Consider the following 20,105-nt stretch of genomic DNA (forward strand, 5'->3'; position numbering starts at 1 on the left):
GCGCGCTTGTCTCAAGCGCCTGTTCAGACGCATAGCTATCAGGATGATACGATGGGTAAGGTAACTGGTTTTCTCGAGATCGACCGGCAAGTGGCAAAGTACCAGCCGGCGTCCGACCGCATCCGCCATTTCCGTGAATTCACCATTCCGATGTCGGAACCGGAGGTGCAGAAGCAGGCGGCACGCTGCATGGATTGCGGCATCCCCTACTGCCATGGGCCGACCGGGTGTCCGGTGCACAACCAGATCCCCGACTGGAACGATCTGGTCTACAACGGCAACTGGGAAGAGGCGATCCGCAACCTGCATTCGACCAACAACTTCCCGGAATTCACCGGCCGCGTCTGCCCCGCGCCGTGCGAGGAAGCGTGCACGCTGAACCTCGAGGATGCGCCGGTCGCGATCAAGACCGTCGAGCAGGCGATCGCCGACAAGGCCTATGAAATGGGTTACATCGTGCCGCAGCCGGCTGTTACCAAGACCGGCAAGAAGGTCGCCGTCATTGGTTCGGGTCCGGCCGGCATGGCCGCCGCCCAGCAGATGGCGCGCGCCGGTCACGAGGTTCACGTCTACGAGCGCGAGAGCAAGCCCGGCGGCCTGCTGCGCTACGGCATCCCCGACTTCAAGATGGAGAAGAACTTCATTGATCGCCGCGTCGAGCAGATGAAGGGCGAAGGCGTCACCTTCCATTGCGGCGTCAATGTCGGCGTCGACCTGCCGGCCGAGCAACTGATCGATCGCCACGATGCCGTGCTCTATTGCGGCGGCTCCGAAACGCCGCGCAATGCCGGCATCCCCGGTGTCGAATTCGCCGGCGTGCATGACGCCATGCCCTATCTCGTGCAGCAGAACCGCCGGGTCGGGCGTGAGAACATCGACAGCACCGGCTGGCCGTCAGCGCCTATCCTTGCCGGCGGCAAGCACATCGTCGTCGTCGGCGGTGGCGACACCGCCTCCGACTGCGTCGGCACGGCCTTCCGCCAGGGTGCCGTCAAGGTCACCCAGCTCGACATCCGCCCGCAGCCGCCGGAAAAGGAAGACAAGCTTGCCGTCTGGCCGTTCTGGGCGACCAAGATGCGCACCTCGTCCAGCCAGGCCGAAGGCGCGATCCGCGAGTTCCAGGTCGCGACGTTGGAGTTTGTCGGCGACGAGGACGGCAACCTCATCGGCGTCAAGTGCTGCCAGGTGGACGATCGCCGCAAGCCGATTGCCGGCACGGAGTTCATCATCAAGGCCGATCTCGCCTTCATCGCCATCGGCTTCAGCGGCCCGTTCACCGATAGCGTACTGAAGGATCTCGGCGACAAGCTGACGCTCAACACCGATCGTCGTGGCTCGACCAACGTCGTTGCCAACGACCGCGACTACAAGACTTCGGTCGACAAGTTCTGGACGGCCGGCGACGTTCGCCGCGGCCAGTCGCTCGTCGTCTGGGCGATCCGCGAAGGCCGCCAGGCGGCCCGCGCGATCGACGAGGCGCTGATGGGATCGTCGATCCTGCCGCGCTGACATCATTGCTCCCAAGTGCAAAAAGGGCTCCGCCGGTTCATCGTGGGGCCCCTTTTGCTTTAGGGAATTTCCAGGAAAAGTGCGAAGCGGCTTTCCGTCAGGAAATGCGTAAAAACAAAGAGATAGAGCATCTGTGCGCTTCCGTCCAAATCGGAAACGCTCTAGGCGAAGCGATCGCCGTGACGATGGTTGTCGCACGCAGCCGCTCGAAAAAGTGTTAGTTCCGGATCACCGGATTGCTGATGACCGTACTAGGCTTGGCGAGGCGGAAATCGTCGACACGGCCGGCAGGTGCCGCGGCAACATCCCCCTTGTCGACCAGTCGGTCGCGCGGGCTCTTGCCTGTGCCCTTGTTGGGTGCGGCATCGCCGAGCAGTGCTGCAGCGCCGTCGAGATCCGGATCGGTGAGGCCGATCGGCTGCGTCTTGACGATGTCCTCGTTGGCAAGCGGCGCGGTAACCACAAGGTCCTTCAGCCCATCGGCGCCCGGCACGTCCTTGTCGGTCGCCGCGGCATCCCCGAGCAGGCGGCGAATGTCCTTTTCCACGTAGAAGGCGAGCTTGCGTTTACCGGCTTTGGTCAGGTTGATCCCGTCGGCGCCGCGCAATCGAACCTGCTGGCCGTTGATGTCGGAGCCGGTCAGCACGAACTTGCCGCCTTCGTCGACGAAACCGTCCCAAATGTCGACGAACTGGCCACCGACCTTTTCGACTTCCTCGCGGTAGATGCCGTTGAACGTCACCATGTCGGCGGTCATCGCGGCGGACTGGAACGGCGGCATGCCGACCCACAGGACCGGCAGTTTTTCCTTGTGTGCCAACTCTGCTAGCGCATGGACACGTTTGCGGTATTCCTCGGTCCAAAGATCGGTGCGGTACTTTTCCTTGGTGCTGCCGATCTGCATCTGCTGACGATCGTTGGCGCCGAGGCTGATGATGATGACGGAAGGCTTGATCTCGCCCACATAGCTCGGCAGCGTCACCGGCCAGTTGAAATAGTCCTCGCGCACCAGCCCGGACGAGCCGCTTGCGCGCGTCTCGATGGTGATGCCGGGCGTCATCTCGAATGCGGTCTTCAGGCCATCGCCGAGGCTGCCGGCCATGAAGTCGCCGACGACCAGAACCTTCTTGGAGTCCGGCGCCTTTTCAACCGGCTGCGGCACCGGCGCCGCATCGGCAATGGCGGGCTTTGCCTTTTGCTGGCCCGGAGCCTTCTGTCGTTGCGGGGTTTGGCTTTGGCGGGCGCGCCTCGGGCGCGGCTGTTGCGGAAACTCGTACCGCTCGTCGATTACGCGGCGTTCGCGCGTGAGGCCGCCGAACAGCATCTGGAAGAGATTGCGTCGCTGCACCCTCTGCTGGGCTTCCGCATAACTTGCGGCAAAGCCGACGAACAGCATCGCGGCTGCGGCGATGATCATCGTCGCCGTCCTCCAGGGCATTGCGCCCCCTGTCATCCGGGCCTTGGTTTTCGCATGCATATCTGATCATCCATCGAACGGACGGCGGCCGCAAGGCCGCCGTCGCGTTTCGGGCGTGCGCGTCAGTTGCGCAGGGCGCGCAGCAGATGTTGTGTCGGCTCGCCGTCCGGCGCCAGGCCGTTCTTCGATTGGAACTCCTGGATCGCAGCCTTGGAGCCGGATCCGAAATTGCCGTCGACTTCGCCGCTGTAATAACCCAGTTCCTTCAGGCGGTTCTGCAATTCGAACTTCTCGCTGATATCGAGCGAACCGTCCGGTCGCGGCCAGCGCTGCTGCATTCCGGCATAACCGGCGATCTGGTCGGCAAGAAGACCGACGCCGAGCGCGTAACTGTCCGACGCGTTGTAGCGCTTGATGACGAAGAAGTTCTTGGTCATCAGGAAGCCTGGACCGTTACCGCCGCTCGGCAGCTTCAGTTCGGCCCGCGAATTGCCGTTGCGGAAGCCCTTGCCGTTCGGGCGGAGGAAACCGAGTGCTGCCCACTGGGCAAGCGTCTTCGTCTGTCCGGAATATTTCGCGGCGTTGGCCGGTGGTGCGACTTCGTAGCCCCAGGTCTCGCCCGCTTGCCAGCCGTTCTTCTTCAAAAGGTTGGCGGCGGTCGCAAGCGCGTCGGGCACCGAATTCCAGATGTCACGATGGCCGTTACCATCAGCGTCGACCGCGTAGAGCAGATAGCTGGTCGGGATGAATTGCGTGTGTCCCATGGCGCCGGCCCAGGAGCCGGTCAGTTCGCGCGGGGTGATGTCGCCGCTCTGCAGGATCTTGAGTGCGGCAATCAGCTGGGTCTTGGCGAATTTCGCGCGCTTGGGATCGGCATAGGCAAGGGTTGCGAGCGCCCGCGGCACGTAGTGCAGGCGGTCGTCCTTTTCGAGAACGGCGCCGTAGTTCGATTCCATCGACCAGATCGCCAGCAGGATCGTCTTGTCGACGCCGAAGTGCTTTTCGATCGAATTCAGCGTGCGGGCGTGCTTGGCGGCCATCTCCTGGCCGACGCGCTTGGTGTAGGGGTTGACGCGGGAATCGATGTATTCCCAGATCTTGTGCTTGAACTCAGGCTGGTAATTGGCCTTTTCGATCACGGTGGCGTCGGGTGTCTTCACGCCGGCAAAGGCCTTGCGATAGGTCGCCTGGGTGATGCCGCTCTTTGCAGCCGTGGCATAGAAGTTGTTGATCCAATTCTGGAATCCGGCATCGGCGCGCGCGGGGGAGGTGCCAAGCGCGACGGCGGATAGGACGAAGGCGGCTGCGATATGACGGAAAAACGTCCTGCGGTTTCTGATCATCAGCTGTCGGTTCCGTTTCTCTGCGGAGCCTCAGCCGTCATAGCCGGGACATTTCCGCATGGTGGCAGTCTGGAGCCAGCCTTGCGGTTCGGCGACCGCCGGCGGTTCCTGTTCTCGGATCCGGCCGCAGTCGATGCAGCGCCGGATTAAGGCGAATCTACAGAAACGTGGTCAACAAACCCTTTACCATGAAAAGGCCATTGCGTCTTCCGTGGAAGAAAATGCGAGTACCGTCCGTATCTGCATTTTTTTCGTCCCGGTTCAGCGTGCGTTCACATCGTTGCGTAGAGATTGCCGCCGCACTGCAAAGCGCTGCACGATTCCTTAAATTGATTTTGATTTAAGGATTTTAACAGCAACACTCAGGATTGAAATCCGAATGAAGGAGGTACCGATGACCGACAAGCGTAAAGTCCGCAAAGCCGTGTTCCCGGTCGCTGGTCTGGGCACGCGTTTCCTGCCGGCCACCAAGGCCGTGCCGAAGGAAATGCTGACGGTGGTGGACAAGCCGGTCATTCAATATGTGGTCGACGAGGCGATGGAAGCTGGTATCGAGCACCTGATCTTTGTCACCGGCCGCAGCAAGGCCGTGATCGAGGACTATTTCGATATCCAGGTCGAACTCGACCAGACCCTGCGCGAGCGCAACAAGAAGATCGAGATCGAGCTTCTCGACACCATTCTGCCGAAGGCCGGCACGACGAGCTTCACCCGCCAGCAGGCGCCGCTCGGCCTTGGCCATGCCGTGTGGTGCGCCCGCGAGCTGGTCGGCAACGAGCCTTTCGCGCTGTTGCTGCCCGACATGATCATGAAGGGCGAGAAGGGCTGCCTGAAGGGCATGGTCGAGCTCTACGAACAGAGCGGCGGCAACGTCATAGCAGTCGAGGAATGCGCACCGGACCAGGCCCACAAATACGGGATCGTCGGTGTCGGCGACAAGGTCGGCGACGGCTTCAAGATCACCAAGATGGTCGAGAAGCCCGCACCGGGAACGGCGCCGTCGAACTTCTTCATCAACGGCCGCTACATCCTGCAGCCGGAAATCTTCCCGATCCTGGAGAAACAGGAGCGTGGCGCCGGCAACGAGATCCAGTTGACCGACGGGATGCTGAAGCTTTCGGAGGTCCAGCAGTTCGCCGCCTATCATTTCCGCGGCGAGACCTACGACTGTGGCGCCAAGGATGGCTTCATCCTCGCCAACGTCGCCTTCGCGCTGGAGCGCGCCGATATCCGCCCGATCGTGGAGGGCCCGCTGAAGGCGCTTTTGAGCAGCTTGAAGTAATCCCGGTTCAACCGAAACGAAAAGGCCGCGTCCCCCACGGGCGCGGCCTTTTTCTTTGTATGGAAATGCGCATTGCCGCCCGGCCTTTATGCATGGCGGCCTCTCTGCTTTTACTCAACGCCGCAGCACAAGACCGACGCCGACGCGGGTGATGTCGGTCGTATCGCCGACGTCGGGCGTGGTGCGCTCATAGCTGACATCGCCGATTAGTGCGAGGTAACGGTTCATATCCCAGGTGAGGCCTGCGCCGGTGCGCCAGGTTGTCTCGTCGAGGGAACTGGAGTCTGACGGATATTTGCGGATGATCAGGGTGTTGGACAGTCGTGCAACCAGATCGGAGCGCATCTCGTGGGTGATGATGTTGGTCAAGGCATAGTCCATCGATCCGGAAACGCCCGCTGTCGTCGACGGGTCGAGACCGGTCGATAGCCCGAAGAGCACATCCGTACCGCGTTGCGGCGACCAGTTGAGGCGGCCGTCGACGGACAGGCCGCTGACGTCGCTGAGCCGGTCATCTTCGAAACGATAGGTCTCGTAGCCAAGGGCGATCTCGCCGTAGAGCTTCTCGCCAAGGTCGACCTCCAGACCGCCACGTGTCGCGTAGCTCTGGTAGGAGCGCTCGAAGCCGAGCGTGTCCTGGCGAAGATCGTAGATCGACCCGCCGACCGCGGCCTCGATGAACGGGATCAGTGCCGGTGACATTTCATAGCCGACGCGCGCCGTCAGGGTTCCGTTGTTGCGGTTTCGGTCTTCGACCGACATCGTCGTGCCGTTTTCCAGCTCGACGTCGCCATAGGTCTGCCGTTCGAATTCGAGCCCGACCGATCCGCGGATGAGGCCGAAGTCGCGCTCGATGGCAGCGCCGAGCCGATAGGTGTTGACGCCCGATTGTGTCTTGGCATTCGAGATCGCGTTCGGATCGTCGGCGTCCTCACGGTCGAAGCTGTAGCCTGCCCGAAGACGCGCAACGGTTTCATCTGAGAGATCGAGGCGCAGTTCCGCGTCGATGTCAGCGCGAGGCTCTTCCTCGCCCTCGCCGGAGATGTTGTTCTGCAACACGCCAGCGCCGATAACCGTCAGTTCGTGGCGGGACCAATCCGACGTCAGGGTGCCGCGGATGCCGGTTTCCAGATAACCGCGGTTCTGCTTGTTGTTGTTGCCGTTGTTGCGCCATTCATGGTTGATCGTCTCGCCGATTTCCGGCCGCAGCGTGAATGTGCCGATGCGAACGCCGGGTGCGCGGTCGTCTTCCGGCTCTATTCGCGTCCGCAATCCATCGATCGTTGGTTCGCGGCGGTTGAGACGGATGAGGTCTTCGTCCGAGGCCGGAGACAGATCGTCGGTGCTGACGGCGCCCGTCGTTTGCGGATCGGCGATCGCCGGTGCTGCGGTTGCTGTGCCGGGGGCAACGATGCCAGGGGTCGTCGGCACGGCGGCGTTCGTCACCGTTTGGGCATGCGCCGAAAGCGGAGCGGCCATCGCGGTGCCGGCCAGCAGCAACGCCACCAGCGTCAAACGCCGCGCGTCTCTTCCGATCGAGCGAGTGTTGTCTGGCACCATCTGCCGTTTGTCCGCGAGCCTGATTGCAATCCTTTCGCAATCGTAAAGCCGCGTGGTTAACCAATCGTTTCCAAACGGCAAAAACGCGTTAACGACATGCGCAAAAACAAGAGCTTAAAGCGCAGCACGCGCATCTGAACGGTCGCGGCGCTTTAGGCGCTCTCGACCGTCAGGTTGCGCCCGTGGCTGGCAACGATGCGAACGCGCGTACCGGCGGGCAGATCGGGCCCCTCGACGATCCAGATCGTATCGTCCAGACGCACGCGGCCGTGGCCCTCGGCAATCGGCTTTTCAAGCACGGCGGTTCGGCCGACGAGGCTTTGGGCCCGTTGGTTGAGCAGCGGTTCGTCCGTCTCCCTGGAAGACGAGGAGATGAAGTGCCGCCCAAGGAGAACGGCGACGATGGACAGAAGCGCGAAGACGACGAACTGAACCTGCCAGCCCCAGACGACAGTGTCCCACAGCAAGAGCGACAGAACGCCGGTGATGAGCGCGGCAATGGCGATCCAGACGAGGAAAACGCCGGGTGCGACGACTTCGGCCGCCAGCAGTGCAAGACCGAGAACCCACCAGCTCCAGGGGCCGAGTTCAAGGATGATGCGCTGGACCATCGCCTATTGTCCCTGAGGTTCAAACGGATCGGACGCCGGGCCGGTGCGCGGTGTCGTCGATTGGCGCTGCCGGGGGGCTGGCGCCTGGTTGTCGCCGAACACTTCCCTGGCAATTGCGCCAATGCCGCCGAGCGAGCCGATCAGCGCGGACGCTTCCATAGGCATCAGTATGATCTTCTGGTTGTTGGCAGTGCCGATCGCAGCAAGCGCTTCGGTGTATTTCTGGGCGACGAAGTAGTTGATCGCCTGGACGTCACCGGCAGCGATCGCCGCCGACACCATCTGTGTCGCTTTGGCCTCGGCCTCGGCCAGACGTTCGCGCGCCTCGGCGTCGCGGAAGGCGGCCTCGCGCTGGCCTTCGGCCTGCAGGATGGCCGACTGCTTGGCACCTTCGGCACGCAGGATCTGCGCGTTTCTCGACCCTTCCGCTTCCAGCACCTGGGCGCGCTTCTCGCGCTCGGCCTTCATCTGCCGAGCCATGGCGTCGACGAGATCCTTCGGCGGTGCGATGTCCTTGAGTTCGACGCGGGTGATCTTGATGCCCCAGGGGTTGGCGGCGTCATCGACCACGCGCAACAGCTTGTCGTTGATGGTGTCGCGGTTCGACAAAAGTTCGTCGAGGTCCATCGACCCCATGACCGAGCGGATGTTGGTCATGGTCAGGTTGAGAATGGCGTTTTGAAGATCGGACACCTGGTAGGCAGCCTGGGCGGCGTTGAGCACCTGGTAGAACGCGACGGCATCGGCCGACACGCTGGCGTTGTCCTTGGTGATGACTTCCTGGGTCGGAACGTCGAGGACCTGCTCCATCACGTTCATCCTGGCGCCGATCCGGTCGATGAACGGAATGATGATGTTGAGACCCGGTTCCATCGTCTTGGTGTAGCGGCCGAAGCGCTCCACCGTATAGCGATAGCCCTGCGGCACCGTCTTGACCATGGTGATGATCACAAAGATCACCAAGACCACCAATGCGATGACCGCAATATCAAATCCGCCCAAAGACACGTCCCCCATGATCACAACCCCAGTTTGAAGTGACACTCTAACCCAGACGTGGGCATCGGTCAGTCTATTTCAAGCGGTCGTCGCAGATTTCGGCTTCAAAGCCAGCCGCTTAGCTCCCGGCGGACGACATGCTCGAGAACCATCATGCCCTCGGCCCTGTCGTTGAGACAGGGGATATGTGCAAACTTCTCACCGCCATTGTGATGGAAGCTCTCGGCCGCCTGCTCGGCGATTTCCTCGAGCGTTTCCAGACAGTCGGAAACGAAGCCTGGGTTGATCACGGCGATGCGCTTGACGCCATCCTGCGCCAGCTTCTCGACCGTCTTGTCGGTATAGGGCTGCAGCCATTCTTCCGGCCCGAAGCGGGACTGGAAGGTTACCTGCAGCTTGTCCTTGGACCAGCCGAGCTTTTCGCGCAGCAGGCGCGCGGTCTTCTGGCACTGGCAATAGTAGGGGTCGCCTTTTTCGAAGTAGCTTTTCGGGATGCCGTGGAAGGAGGTCAGCACCACTTCCGGCTCCCAGTCGAGCGTCGCCAGATGCTGCGTGATCGAGGTCGCCAGCGCGTCGATATAGACGGGATCGTCATGATAGGGCGGGACGGTGCGCAGCGCCGGCTGCCAGCGCATCTTGAGCAGGGCTTCGAATGCCTTGTCGTTGACGGTGGCTGTCGTTGCCGCGGCGTATTGCGGATAGAGCGGGAATAGCAGGATGCGCTCGCATCCGGCCTTCTGCAGGGCCTCCATCCGCGAGGCGATCGACGGCTGGCCGTAGCGCATGCCCCAATCGACGACGATGTGCGGCTGCTCGGCGAAGGCTTCCGCCATCAAGGTCGCCTGGTTGCGGGTGTAGGTGCGCAGATAGCTCTCGTTCAGATCCTTGTTCCAGATCATTTCATAGGCCTTGCCGACCTTGCCGGGGCGGGTGTTGAGCACGATGCCGTAGAGGATTGGATACCAGAACAACCGCGACCATTCGATGACGCGGCGATCGCTCAGGAACTCCTTGAGATAGCGGCGCATCGAGGTGTAGTCGGTGCCATCGGGCGTGCCGAGATTGACCAGCAGAACGCCGACCTTTCCGGATTTAACGGTCGGGTGATCGCTTTGGGCGGTCGCGGCGGGCGCGTTGGTCATCTCGGTCCTCGTGGTCACGTATAAGCAGGTGCATGCACTTTTCGTCACGTCCTTCTAAGAAGAAAAGCCGGCGCGGGGAAGCCCGCGCCGGCTCTCGAAGGAGAGGCAAATTGTCTTACTTTGCCGGAATCTCCAGTTCGGTTCCGACATGCAGGTGGCGCGGAGCCGGCTTGCCGTTGGCCGCCGAGATCTTTGCCCAGAGTGCGCCATCGCCGTAGAACGCCTTGGCGAGATCCCAAAGCGTGTCGCCCTTGGCGATGACGTGCTTCTGCGGACCGGAGGCCGTCGTGCTCGCGGCGGCGTCGGCTGCAGGCTGCGTTGCCGGTTCGGCAGTCGTGGCGCCGGCGGCTGCAGCAACTTCGGTGATGCGGCCATCCGTGTAGGGTTTGAACGGCTGGTGCGCGGCGAGATAGTCGGCCAGAACGGTTTCGAGGCCCGGACCGTAGTCGTAGGCGTTCTCACCCTTGTCCTTGAAGATTGCGTAGCCGTCGCCGCCATTGCGCATGTAGTTGTTGGTGACGATCGAATAAGTCTTTGCCGGATCGAGCGGCACGAAGCCTTCGCCTTCCTTTACCTCGACCGAGACGACGCGGCTGCCCACTTCCTTCGACTTGTCGAACGAATATTTCATGCCGGCCACCTGCGGGAAACGGCCGCCGGGTTCTTCAAGCTTGCTAAGACCGTTCTCAAGCGCGGCACGGATGCCGTCACCCTTGAGCTGGAAGGTCGCAACCGTGTTCTGGAACGGCAGCACGGTGATGGCTTCGCCCATCGAAACGTCGCCGGCATCGATGGAGGCGCGCAGGCCGCCGCCATTGGTGATGGCGATCGTCACGCCCTGGCCTTTGACGCGGTCGAGCATGGCGTCGGCAACGAGGCTGCCCATTTCGCATTCCCTGGCCCGGCAATTGTCACGCGAACCGTCGATCGGGGCCTCGGTCTTGCCGATGATCTTGGAGCGCAGCTCCTCGATCGGCTTGGCGAGTTCGGCCACGCGCGTCAAAACGGACTGATCCGGCTTGATGGAAGAATCGACCAGGATCGGATCGCCCTTGGCAGCCTTCACCACGCCCTTGTCGTCGAAGGTGACGACGAGATCGCCGAGGTACTTGCTATAGGAGGCGGCCTGGACGACCGGAACCTTGTAGCCACCCGGGTTGTCGACCATCGTCGGGTAGGGGCCTTCGGCCTTTGCGTCGGTGTTCGACAGCAGGCTGTGGGAGTGGCCGCCGACGACGACGTCGACATCGGGGATCTTTGCGATCGCGGCGAGGTCACGCGGGTAGCCGACATGGGTGAGCGCGATGATCTTGTCGACGCCCTGCTTCTTCAGCTCTTCGACCGCGGCGGTCGTGGTGGCGACGTCGTCACCGATCAGGATGTCCGGGCCGGGGGAGGAGAGTTCGGGCGTGTCGTTGGCGACGGCGCCGACGATGCCGATCTTCTGGCCGCCGACTTCGAGAACGATCGACGGCTTGATGCGGTCGCCGATCTTCGACTTGTGACTGGGCAATACGTTGGCGGTGACGACGGGGAACTCGATCTTATCGAGGAAGCCGACAAGGCCATCTTCGCTCTCGTCGAATTCATGGTTGCCGACCGTCATCGCGTCGAACTTCATCAGGTTGAGGAATTCGGCTTCGGCCAGACCCTTGTAGGTGGTGAAGAACAGCGAACCCTGGAAGTTGTCGCCGGCATTCAACAGCAAGACGTTCTTGCCGGACAGATCCTGGCGTTTCTGGTCGATCAGAGACTTCAGGCGGGCGACGCCACCGAAGCACTCGTTCTTGCCTTCCTCTTCGGCCGAGCAGGTCGAATCGAACTTGTTGATCGATTCGATACGGGAGTGGAGATCGTTGATGTGCAGGATGTTCAGTTCATAATCGGCGAAGGCTGCGCCCGAGGAGAGGGCAAGAATGGACGCGGTCATCAGGCCGGTCCGTATGTGTCTGATCATGATGTTCTCCTGTTTTGCCTGTTGTTTGCCGGCCGCTTTCAGACCCGCCGAAGCGGGTCCGGTCCCCGCGGCCGGGGTGGCTTTGCCGGTGCGAATGTTTTCATCACTTCAGGGCGACTTCAAGCACTAAAACCATCCTCCGGTTGCCGGATCTGCAACCACAGCGCCGCGCGCCTTTTCAGGCGCGCAAAGGTCGCTGTAGCGCTTTGAATTGCTGCATGTTTTTCCCCCTAAATCGGCTTCGATTTAGGGAAACATGCAGTAGGGTTAAGTCATACGAATGCACAAAAAAAGCCCCCTTGCGGGAGCTTTGATCCGTGCTCGAAGCTTGTCTCAGCCGCGTCGCGCCAGCGAGAACTGGGCGCCGGCATCGGTGGTGCAATTGAGCTGGCTCTGTGTGACCAGCGCGCAATTGACCTTGGACTGGGTATTGCGCACCAGCGAGGTCATGTTGATCTCGACGAGTGTCGGGCTGAGCTTCACGTAGTTGCCGGAAGCCAGCAGCTGGTTGCTGTCGGTGGTGCGGGTCGAGAAGGTTCCGCCTGCAAAGGTCGAAACGATGCCGTTCGGATCCGTCCATGAGCCTTCGACACCCGTTGCCTGGCGAGCGGGCTGTGCCCCTCCGGCTTCCCGGGGCGACGACTGGCAGGAGGCCAGGGTCGCGGCGGTCGCGAGAAGGGTCAGAATTGCGAATGGCTTCATTGGCGATTTCCCTCGCTTTGTGCCGAGCGTCCGTTTCATTTCGCCGAACCATGCCGCGATCAAGAGTTGAAAGCAAGAGTGGTCGGGCCGGCGCGCCGGGCTTTTCCCATATGAACAAAAAAAGCCCGGGGCAGAAATGCCCCGGGCCGGATGCTTCGCAATGTCAGCGGTTTAGCGAACGAGGATGTTCTTGAACTGCCAGGGATCCTTCGTGTCGATGTCTTCCGGGAACAGGCCCGGGCGACCGTCGAGCGGGGTCCAGTCGGTGTAGTGTCCTTCGACCGGGCCGAGATAGGGCAGCTGCACTTCGAGGCAGCGCTTGTAGTCCATCTCGTCGGCTTCGACGATGCCGGCCTTCGGGTTTTCGAGCGCCCAGACCATGCCCGCGAGCACGGCAGAGGTGACCTGCATGCCGGTGGCGTTCTGGTAGGGGGCGATGCGGCGGGTCTCTTCCAGCGACAGGCGCGAACCGAACCAGTAGGCATTCTTGTCATGGCCGTAGAGCAGGACGCCCAGTTCGTCGACGCCTTCAACGAGTTCCTTCTCGTCAAGAACATGATGGACTGGCTGCGAATTGCCGCCGTTGCCGAACATTTCGTGCAGCGAAAGGACGGCGTCATTGGCCGGATGGTAGGCGTAGTGGCAGGTCGGGCGATAGGTAACTTCGCCGTCCTTGTCGCGGACGGTGAAGAAGTCGGCGATCGAGATCGACTCGTTGTGGGTGACGAGGAAGCCGTATTGCGGGCCAGGCGTCGGGCACCAGGTGCGCACGCGGGTGTTGGCACCCGGCTGCTCCAGATAGATGGCCGCCTTGCAGCCCTTCTTGTGCTTCTTGGCGTTCTTCGGCATCCAGTTCTCATGGGTGCCCCAGCCGAGTTCAGCCGGCTGCAGACCTTCGGAGATGAAACCTTCGACCGACCAGGTGTTCCAGAAGACGTTGAGCGGCTTCGGCTTCTTGGTCAGCTGGGTGTCGCGCTCGGCGATGTGCACGCCCTTGACGCCGACCTTCTTCATCAGCTTCGCCCAGCCTTCGCGGTCGTCCTGATGTGGTTCGTCGTATTTCACGCCGAGGTCGTTGGCGAGGTTGAGGAGTCCCTGCTTGACGAACCACGAGACCATGCCCGGGTTGGCGCCGCAGGTCGAAACGGCCGTGGTGCCGCCCGGGTTCTTTTCCTTTTCCTTGCGCATGGTTTCGCGCAGGGCATAGTTGGTGCGCGAGGCGTTGTCCATTTCGGCATCGAAGTAGAAGCCGAGCCACGGTTCGACGACGGTGTCGATGTAGAGAACGTCGAGCTTGCGGCACATCTTGATCAGGTCGAGCGAGCCGGTATCGACCGACAGGTTGACGCAGAAGCCCTGGCCTTCGCCTTCGGTCAGGAGCGGCTTCAGCAGCTCCTTATAGTTGTCCTTCGTCACATGGGCGCGAACGTGGCGGACGCCATGACGCTCGAAGATCTCGTTGTCGGCAGCATCCTCACGCGGCTCGACCACGATCAACCGGTTCTTGTCGTATTTGAAGTGGCGCTCGATCAACGGCAAGGTGCCGCGGCCGATCGAACCGAAGCCGATCATGACGATCGGGCCGGTGATCTCGCCGTAAACCGGATAGGTGGTGTCTGCCATTTTGGTCTTAACTCCTGAGGAAACTTTCCCAGTGACGGTGTTGAAAGTGTCTGAAAATGAGGCTCGCGCCGTGTGATAGGCCCTAGAGCATAGTTTGCTGTCACAATAAAGGGCCGCCGGGTCAACGCTGATCTGCGATATTGTTTAACCAGCGATGGAAATGAGGGCCGAATTGAGAGCGTCCCGCTTGCTGACGAGGCCCTTGTAGGCCGCCTGCGGCAGGTCGAGAGAGCGCAATTGCTCGATGAAGGAAAGGGCCAAAATCCCCGCATCCGCCCGCTGTCGCAACAGCGCCAAGGGATCGGAATAGATCCGGATGGTGAAGACGATCGCGCCGCTTCGCGGCAGCTTGCGCAACGTCTGGCGCTCGATGCGGATGAAGGTGCGCTCTTCGGTCAGCTCGATCGCGCCGGCCGACACCCCTTCCGATTTGGACTTCGGCAGATGCAGGGAGCCGTCGACATTGACGGCCCAGTTGAAGCGTTCGACGAAGCGGCCAGGCGGCAGGTTATCGAACATGCGGCTGATGAGTTCGGCGTTGCGCGTGCCGTCTCCGAAGCCGGGGACCGGGGCGTGGATCTCGTCCATCGTGCGCCCGAACTTTTCGGCGAGCGACCAGGACGAGGGGAAGGCGATGTAGGCGGCGCCAAGGCGCCAGCCGCGGTCGTCGCGCTGCATGATCGCCAGGTCGTCCTGAACGAGCGAGCCCGCTAGCACAAGCGCGTCGTCGCCGGACAAGGGTACCCGTCGCCCGCCGACCATCATTGTTTCGTCCTGCCGACTGTAGATGTCGGGATACCGTGTCGGCAGATAGTCGGAGAGGATCTGCAGCAGCTCGCTTTGCGCATCCTGCGTCCGGTCGTCGGCGGCAAAAACCACGTCGCGGGACTGTGCGAGCAACTGGGCCTTCTGGTCGAGATAGTGCTGCAGCTGGTCGTCCGGCTCGATCCAGCGATCGGGATCGAGCTGCGTGAGGCCGATGGTAAAGGGCTTGGAGGAGCCGTCGTAGGGCGTGTGTTTCATGCGGGATGACCGGATCATTCTCGCGATTTAACCATATTCCCTTTCGTTTCGCATGGGCCGAAGCTTGTCACAAGGACTTCGTGCTATAGCTTTGATACAATCATCCGCTACGCGCCATGATTGTTGTTTCCTTCCCCGACCTGGAGGCGTCGCAGACTGAACGTGACCGGCGACCATATAAAGACCTTGATGGGCCTGCAGGCCCAAACACCCGTGCTGATGGCGCTCTACGATCAGCACGACCGGCTGCAATTTGCCAATGATGCCTTTCGCGCCGCCTATTTCATCGAGTCGGACGAGGCGCCGACCTGGGCGGAAATCATGCGGCGCAACCATGCCGCCGGTCGCGGAACCGTGCTCTCGACCAGCGACATCAATGCCTGGATAGCCTCAACGATCAATCGGCGCGGCAAGATCCCGTTTCGCGCGATGGAGACCGACCTGCATGACGGCCGCTGGCTGTGGATGACGGAAACGGTCGATGCCAGGGGATGGATGCTGTGCGTCGCCGTCGACATCACCACCATTCGCGTCGAGGAGCGCGCGCTGCGGCAGGATCGCGATTTCGCGCTGCGCGCCTCGCAGGTCGATGAACTCACCAATGTGCCCAACCGGCGCTACACCATGGGGCGGCTCGGCGAATTCATCGCCAATTGCGCCCAGAACCCGCATATGTGGGGCTGTGTCGCCATCATCGACATCGACTATTTCAAGGCGATCAACGATCGCTATGGTCACCATCAGGGCGATGAGGTCCTGCTCGACTTCGCCCGCCAGATGCAGGAGTTCGTGCGTCGCTCCGATTGCTTCGGCCGCATCGGTGGCGAGGAGTTCATGCTGATCCTGCCAGACACCACGATCAGCGAAGGCAACATGATCCTCGACCGCTTGCTCGACAAGGTGCGCAGCGCCAGGCCGCTCGCGAGTATCCCGGAGTTCTACTACACCTGTTCGGTGGGGCTGGCCGAGTATCGGGAAGGCGACGGCGTCAAGGACATTTATGCCCGCGCCGACGAGGCGCTCTATCTCGCCAAGCGCGACGGGCGCGACCGGGTGAAGCGGTACACCTTGCCGGGTTCAGACCCAGAGCTTCGCCCGGATCAGGCCCCGTAGCGAATTCCCGACATAGAGCTCGCCTTTTGCCAGATCGTCGAGCGACAGGCGGGCGGCGCGCGCCCGTCGCTGGCAGATGAGTTCGGTTCGGAGCACGCCGGCCAGAAGCCCGCAGGCGATCGGCGGCGTTTTCAGCGTCCCGCTGCCATCGTCGAGGAAGATTGAGGTGATCGTTCCCTCGCAGACCTCGCCCTTTTCGTTGAGGAGAAGAACTTCGTCGACCTCGGTTGCCGGGTATTCAGCGCGTGCCGTCTCGTAGATGTCGCGCCGGGTGGTCTTCACCCGCACCAGCTTGTCTTCGGAAGAGAGCCGCGTTTCCGCAAAACGCACGCGCCAGACAGTGTCTTCTGCAAGGGGCGTGAAAGTCGCCGTGGTCACGGCGACGGCGCCGTTGCGGTCAAGCGTCAGGCGGACACGCAGCGGGCCTGTTGCACCCTGGACGGCGGCTTGCAGCTCAGCCTGCGCCCGCTCGGCGCCGGCAAATCCCAATCTTCGCGCCGATCGTTTCAACCGGGCGAGATGTAACCTCAAGCGAACGAATCCAATATCGGGTTCGTAGCGCAGGGTCTCGATCAGGGAAAAATCCGTCATCGGGCGATCTCGGCATCGCCGATGGCAAAGCGCGCCTTGAGCAGGCATTCGTCATATTCGGACTGGGCGCCGGAATCAAAGACGATGCCGCCGCCGACATTGAAGACGGCTTCGCCGTCGGCAAACAGCGAGATGGTGCGGATCGCCACGCTGAAGCGCATGATGCCGTTCGGCGCGATAAAGCCGATTGCGCCGCAATAGGCGTCGCGCGGACCGTCTTCGAGATCGTGCAGGATTTCCATCGCCCGCATCTTCGGCGCGCCGGTGATCGAGCCGCAGGGAAAGAGTGCGGCGAAAATATCGGTGATGCCGACATCCGGCCGCAGCTTGGCCCTGACATGGCTGACCATCTGGTGAACGGTCGGATAGGTCTCGATGTCGAACAGTTTCGGGACGTCGAGCGTTCCGACCTCGGTGATGCGCGAGATGTCGTTGCGCAAGAGGTCGACGATCATGCGGTTTTCGGCCTGGGTCTTCTCGTCAGTGCGCATGGCAGCAATGATCTCGGCGTCCTCCTCAGCCGACGCGCCGCGCTTTGCGGTGCCCTTCATCGGATGCGTCTCAATCCATCGGTCAGCGTCGACCCGGAAGAAGAGCTCGGGCGAGCGCGAGACGAGGAACGGACCATCCAGCGCGACGAGCGCGCCGTATTTTACCGGTTGCCGTTCGATCAGTGACCAGAAGGCGGCGCGCGGATCGCCGGTCCAGCGGGCGCGGATCGGCATTGTCAGGTTCGCCTGATAACAATCGCCCTGGCGCAGATGCTGATGCAGGCGGTCGAACCGCTCGCGATAGGTGGGAAAATCCCAGGCGGCACGCGGCTCGGCAAGGAAAGGCTCGTTCTCCATCCGACGTTGCGGCTCGCCAAGCGGATGGTCGTCGCTCGGTGCGTCGAAGATGCCGAAGGACATCAGCGGCGTTTCGCGCCCCTCCTCGGCAAAGGGGCTCAGCTTCTCTTCGAAGATATGGCCCGCCTCATATGCCATGAAGCCGGCAATCCATTTGCCGGCCGCATGTGCACGCTCAAGCTCGGCGAGGCCGCGGCGGAATTCGGCTTTGGTCCGCGCCGTGACGACGCGCTCCGGATCAGTGAAAACCGTGGTCCGATTTTCGCTGTCGTCCCGGAAAAGCACAAAAGGTGCGTTTTCGTTCATCGATGCCGCTTCGCACTTTTCCTTGAAAGTCTCTGGAGCGCGGGCTCGGCCCGCGCCGGATCACGCCTTATCAAGCGCCTCGAGTTCGTCGATCAGCCCCTCGATCATCGACAGACCCTGTGCCCAGAACGACGGATCGGTGGCATCGAGGCCGAAGGGAGTGAGCAATTCCGAATGGTGCTTGGTGCCGCCGGCTTTCAGCAGCTCGAAATACTTTGCCTGGAAGCCCTTTTCGGCGTTCTGGTAGACGGCATAGAGCGAGTTGACCAGGCAATCGCCGAAAGCATAGGCATAGACGTAGAACGGCGAGTGGATGAAGTGCGGGATATAGGCCCAGTAGGTCTCGTAGCCCTCGGAAATCCGGATCGCCGGCCCGAGGCTTTCCGCCTGCACCGAAAGCCACAGATTGCCGATATCCTCGGCGGTCAGTTCGCCTTCCTTGCGGGCCGTGTGCAGCTTGCGCTCGAATTCGTAGAAGGCGATCTGGCGCACGACCGTATTGATCATGTCCTCGACCTTCTGGGCGAGCATGGCCTTGCGCTCGCGCTTGTCTTTGGTCTGGTCGAGAAGCGCACGGAAGGTCAGCATTTCGCCGAACACCGATGCCGTCTCGGCGAGGGTCAGCGGCGTGGAAGCCATCAGCGCGCCCTGCTCGCCGGCGAGCACCTGGTGCACGCCGTGACCGAGTTCGTGGGCAAGCGTCATTACGTCGCGCGGCTTGCCCATATAATTGACGAGCACATAGGGGTGCGCGGAGGGAACGGTCGGGTGGGCGAAGGCGCCGGGGGCCTTGCCGGGGCGCACCGGCGCATCGATCCAGCGGTCATCGAAGAAGCGGCGGGCAATTGCGGCCATCTCTGGGGCGAAGGCATGGTAGGCCGAAAGCACCGTATCCTTCGCCTGGTTCCACGAGATCAGCGCATTCGGCGTTTCCGGCAGCGGCGCGTTGCGATCCCAGAACTCCATCTGTTCCATGCCGAGCCACTTCGCCTTCATGGCATAGTAGCGGTGCGAAAGGCGCGGATAAGCTGACTTCACCGCTTCCGCGAGCGCATCGACGACCTCGCGCTCGACGCGGTTGGCGAGGTGCCGGCTGTCGGCGATATCCTCGAAACCGCGCCAGCGATCCGAGATTTCCTTGTCCTTGGCGAGCGTATTGGTGATCAGCGTGAAGGTGCGGATATTGGCCCTGAAGGTTTCGGCAAGCGCCATCGCCGCCTTCTTGCGCACCTCGGTCGAGGGATCCTGCAGCAGGTTCAGGGCCATTTCGAGCGGCATCGTCTCGCCGTCGACGGTGAAGGTCAGCGACGTCATGGTCTCGTCGAACAGGCGGTTGAAGGCGGCTGGCCCGGTCATCGATTTCTCGAGGAACAGCTGCTCGAGCTTGTCATCAAGCTGGTAGGGCTTGTCCTTGCGCAGGTCGAGTAGCCAGGGCTTGTAGTGCGCCGCCAGGCCGTCGTTGGTAAGCGCTGCGTCGATCACCGCATCGTCGATGCGGTTGAGTTCGAGCGAGAAGAACAGGAGATGCGCCGACATATCGGTCAGCTTCGACTGCACGTCGCCGTAGAGCTTGCCGTTTTCCGGCTTGGAGGTGTCGGAGAAATAGGTCAGGCCGGCAAAGGACGCGATGCGCCCCATGATGTCTTCCAGCGCTTCGAATTCTTTCACGGCAGCACCGATGCCTTCGTCGCCGGCCTTCGTCGCGGCGGCGGCAAGCTTGCCTTTCCACTTGGCCTCAAACGCAATCGAATCCGCCTCGGCCTTCTTCATGTCGGAACGGAAGGCGTCAGAGGTTGCGGACGGATAGAGATCCTCCAGCCGCCAGGAGGGCAGATCGCCGAGCTCGGCCACAGCGCCTTGGGCGGGGCCGGTGGCGGCACGGACGATGGTTTTCTCGAGGGCGAAGGTGCGGAAGGTCATCGTCGGATTTCTCTCGTTCGTGGCAGGAAGAGGCAAGCGATACGGGTTCCATTGCTATCGCCGCCAATGGATAAAATGCAAGCATTTCTCAAAAGATGATGTTCAGCCCTTTATGGCACAGATGCCTGACGTGATTTGGCACATGACGTTGGCCAAAAA

At 61.8% G+C, this 20,105-nt stretch carries 16 protein-coding genes; 3 read left to right on the top strand and 13 right to left on the bottom strand.

The window, feature by feature from the left end:
* Window positions 1-51 precede the first annotated feature (51 nt).
* On the top strand, window positions 52-1,509 hold the full coding sequence (locus tag C6558_RS22645; protein WP_025424814.1) for a glutamate synthase subunit beta: 1,458 nt from the start codon (window positions 52-54) through the stop codon (window positions 1,507-1,509).
* A gap of 217 nt (window positions 1,510-1,726) precedes the next feature.
* Here the strand turns inward: C6558_RS22645 and C6558_RS22650 are convergent, their stop codons facing one another.
* Together C6558_RS22650 and C6558_RS22655 are read right to left on the bottom strand one after the other, a co-directional pair.
* Window positions 1,727-2,947, bottom strand: a complete 1,221-nt coding sequence (locus C6558_RS22650; protein ID WP_234907903.1) for a DUF459 domain-containing protein — start codon at window positions 2,945-2,947, stop codon at window positions 1,727-1,729.
* A gap of 101 nt (window positions 2,948-3,048) precedes the next feature.
* The gene (locus C6558_RS22655; protein ID WP_025424812.1) at window positions 3,049-4,269 is read right to left on the bottom strand and encodes a lytic murein transglycosylase; all 1,221 of its coding nucleotides are present in this window, start codon (window positions 4,267-4,269) and stop codon (window positions 3,049-3,051) included.
* A gap of 394 nt (window positions 4,270-4,663) precedes the next feature.
* Between C6558_RS22655 and galU the strand changes: the two genes are divergently transcribed.
* Window positions 4,664-5,551, top strand: coding sequence for a UTP--glucose-1-phosphate uridylyltransferase GalU (galU, locus tag C6558_RS22660; protein WP_025424811.1), 888 nt, complete (start codon window positions 4,664-4,666; stop codon window positions 5,549-5,551).
* Between the two features lie 114 nt (window positions 5,552-5,665).
* On the opposite strand, the gene C6558_RS22665 is transcribed toward galU, so the two are convergent.
* The 8 genes from C6558_RS22665 to C6558_RS22700 form a co-directional block, all read right to left on the bottom strand.
* The gene (locus tag C6558_RS22665) at window positions 5,666-7,111 is read right to left on the bottom strand and encodes an outer membrane beta-barrel protein (protein WP_025424810.1); all 1,446 of its coding nucleotides are present in this window, start codon (window positions 7,109-7,111) and stop codon (window positions 5,666-5,668) included.
* Between the two features lie 152 nt (window positions 7,112-7,263).
* The gene (locus C6558_RS22670) at window positions 7,264-7,722 is read right to left on the bottom strand and encodes an NfeD family protein (protein WP_025424809.1); all 459 of its coding nucleotides are present in this window, start codon (window positions 7,720-7,722) and stop codon (window positions 7,264-7,266) included.
* Between the two features lie 3 nt (window positions 7,723-7,725).
* Window positions 7,726-8,724 carry an SPFH domain-containing protein gene (locus tag C6558_RS22675; protein ID WP_025424808.1) on the bottom strand — a complete coding sequence of 333 codons (999 nt, stop codon included), beginning with the start codon at window positions 8,722-8,724 and terminating at the stop codon, window positions 7,726-7,728.
* 101 nt (window positions 8,725-8,825) lie between these two features.
* Window positions 8,826-9,863 carry a ferrochelatase gene (gene hemH, locus C6558_RS22680; protein ID WP_057217947.1) on the bottom strand — a complete coding sequence of 346 codons (1,038 nt, stop codon included), beginning with the start codon at window positions 9,861-9,863 and terminating at the stop codon, window positions 8,826-8,828.
* A 115-nt stretch (window positions 9,864-9,978) separates the two neighbouring features.
* Window positions 9,979-11,820: a bifunctional UDP-sugar hydrolase/5'-nucleotidase gene (locus C6558_RS22685; protein ID WP_057217945.1), complete on the bottom strand. Its 1,842-nt coding sequence runs from the start codon at window positions 11,818-11,820 to the stop codon at window positions 9,979-9,981.
* A gap of 333 nt (window positions 11,821-12,153) precedes the next feature.
* Complete coding sequence (gene omp10, locus C6558_RS22690; RefSeq protein ID WP_057217943.1) at window positions 12,154-12,522, bottom strand: outer membrane lipoprotein Omp10; 369 nt, start codon at window positions 12,520-12,522, stop codon at window positions 12,154-12,156.
* Between the two features lie 171 nt (window positions 12,523-12,693).
* A complete protein-coding gene (locus C6558_RS22695; RefSeq protein ID WP_025424804.1) occupies window positions 12,694-14,145 on the bottom strand; it encodes a homospermidine synthase in 1,452 nt (483 codons plus the stop codon).
* Between the two features lie 144 nt (window positions 14,146-14,289).
* Entirely contained in the window at window positions 14,290-15,168 is an 879-nt protein-coding gene (locus C6558_RS22700) for a DUF3445 domain-containing protein (RefSeq protein WP_371412283.1), read from the bottom strand.
* 162 nt (window positions 15,169-15,330) lie between these two features.
* On the opposite strand from C6558_RS22700, the gene C6558_RS22705 reads away from it, so the two are divergent.
* Entirely contained in the window at window positions 15,331-16,281 is a 951-nt protein-coding gene (locus C6558_RS22705) for a GGDEF domain-containing protein (RefSeq protein ID WP_082557447.1), read from the top strand.
* On the opposite strand, the gene C6558_RS22710 is transcribed toward C6558_RS22705, so the two are convergent.
* From C6558_RS22710 to C6558_RS22720, 3 genes are read right to left on the bottom strand one after another with little or no spacing between them, the layout of a single operon-like run.
* Window positions 16,246-16,872, bottom strand: coding sequence for an aminotransferase class IV family protein (locus C6558_RS22710; protein WP_057217940.1), 627 nt, complete (start codon window positions 16,870-16,872; stop codon window positions 16,246-16,248). The genes C6558_RS22705 and C6558_RS22710 overlap by 36 nt on opposite strands.
* On the bottom strand, window positions 16,869-18,026 hold the full coding sequence (locus C6558_RS22715) for an aminodeoxychorismate synthase component I (protein ID WP_057217939.1): 1,158 nt from the start codon (window positions 18,024-18,026) through the stop codon (window positions 16,869-16,871). The genes C6558_RS22710 and C6558_RS22715 overlap by 4 nt, the downstream gene beginning before the upstream one ends.
* Before the next feature lie 60 nt (window positions 18,027-18,086).
* Complete coding sequence (locus tag C6558_RS22720) at window positions 18,087-19,946, bottom strand: M3 family oligoendopeptidase (protein ID WP_057217938.1); 1,860 nt, start codon at window positions 19,944-19,946, stop codon at window positions 18,087-18,089.
* Between the last annotated feature and the right edge of the window lie 159 nt (window positions 19,947-20,105).

Origin of the sequence: Ensifer sp. NM-2 (assembly GCF_003024455.1) — a bacterium.
GTDB classification, from domain to species: domain Bacteria; phylum Pseudomonadota; class Alphaproteobacteria; order Rhizobiales; family Rhizobiaceae; genus Ensifer; species Ensifer canadensis.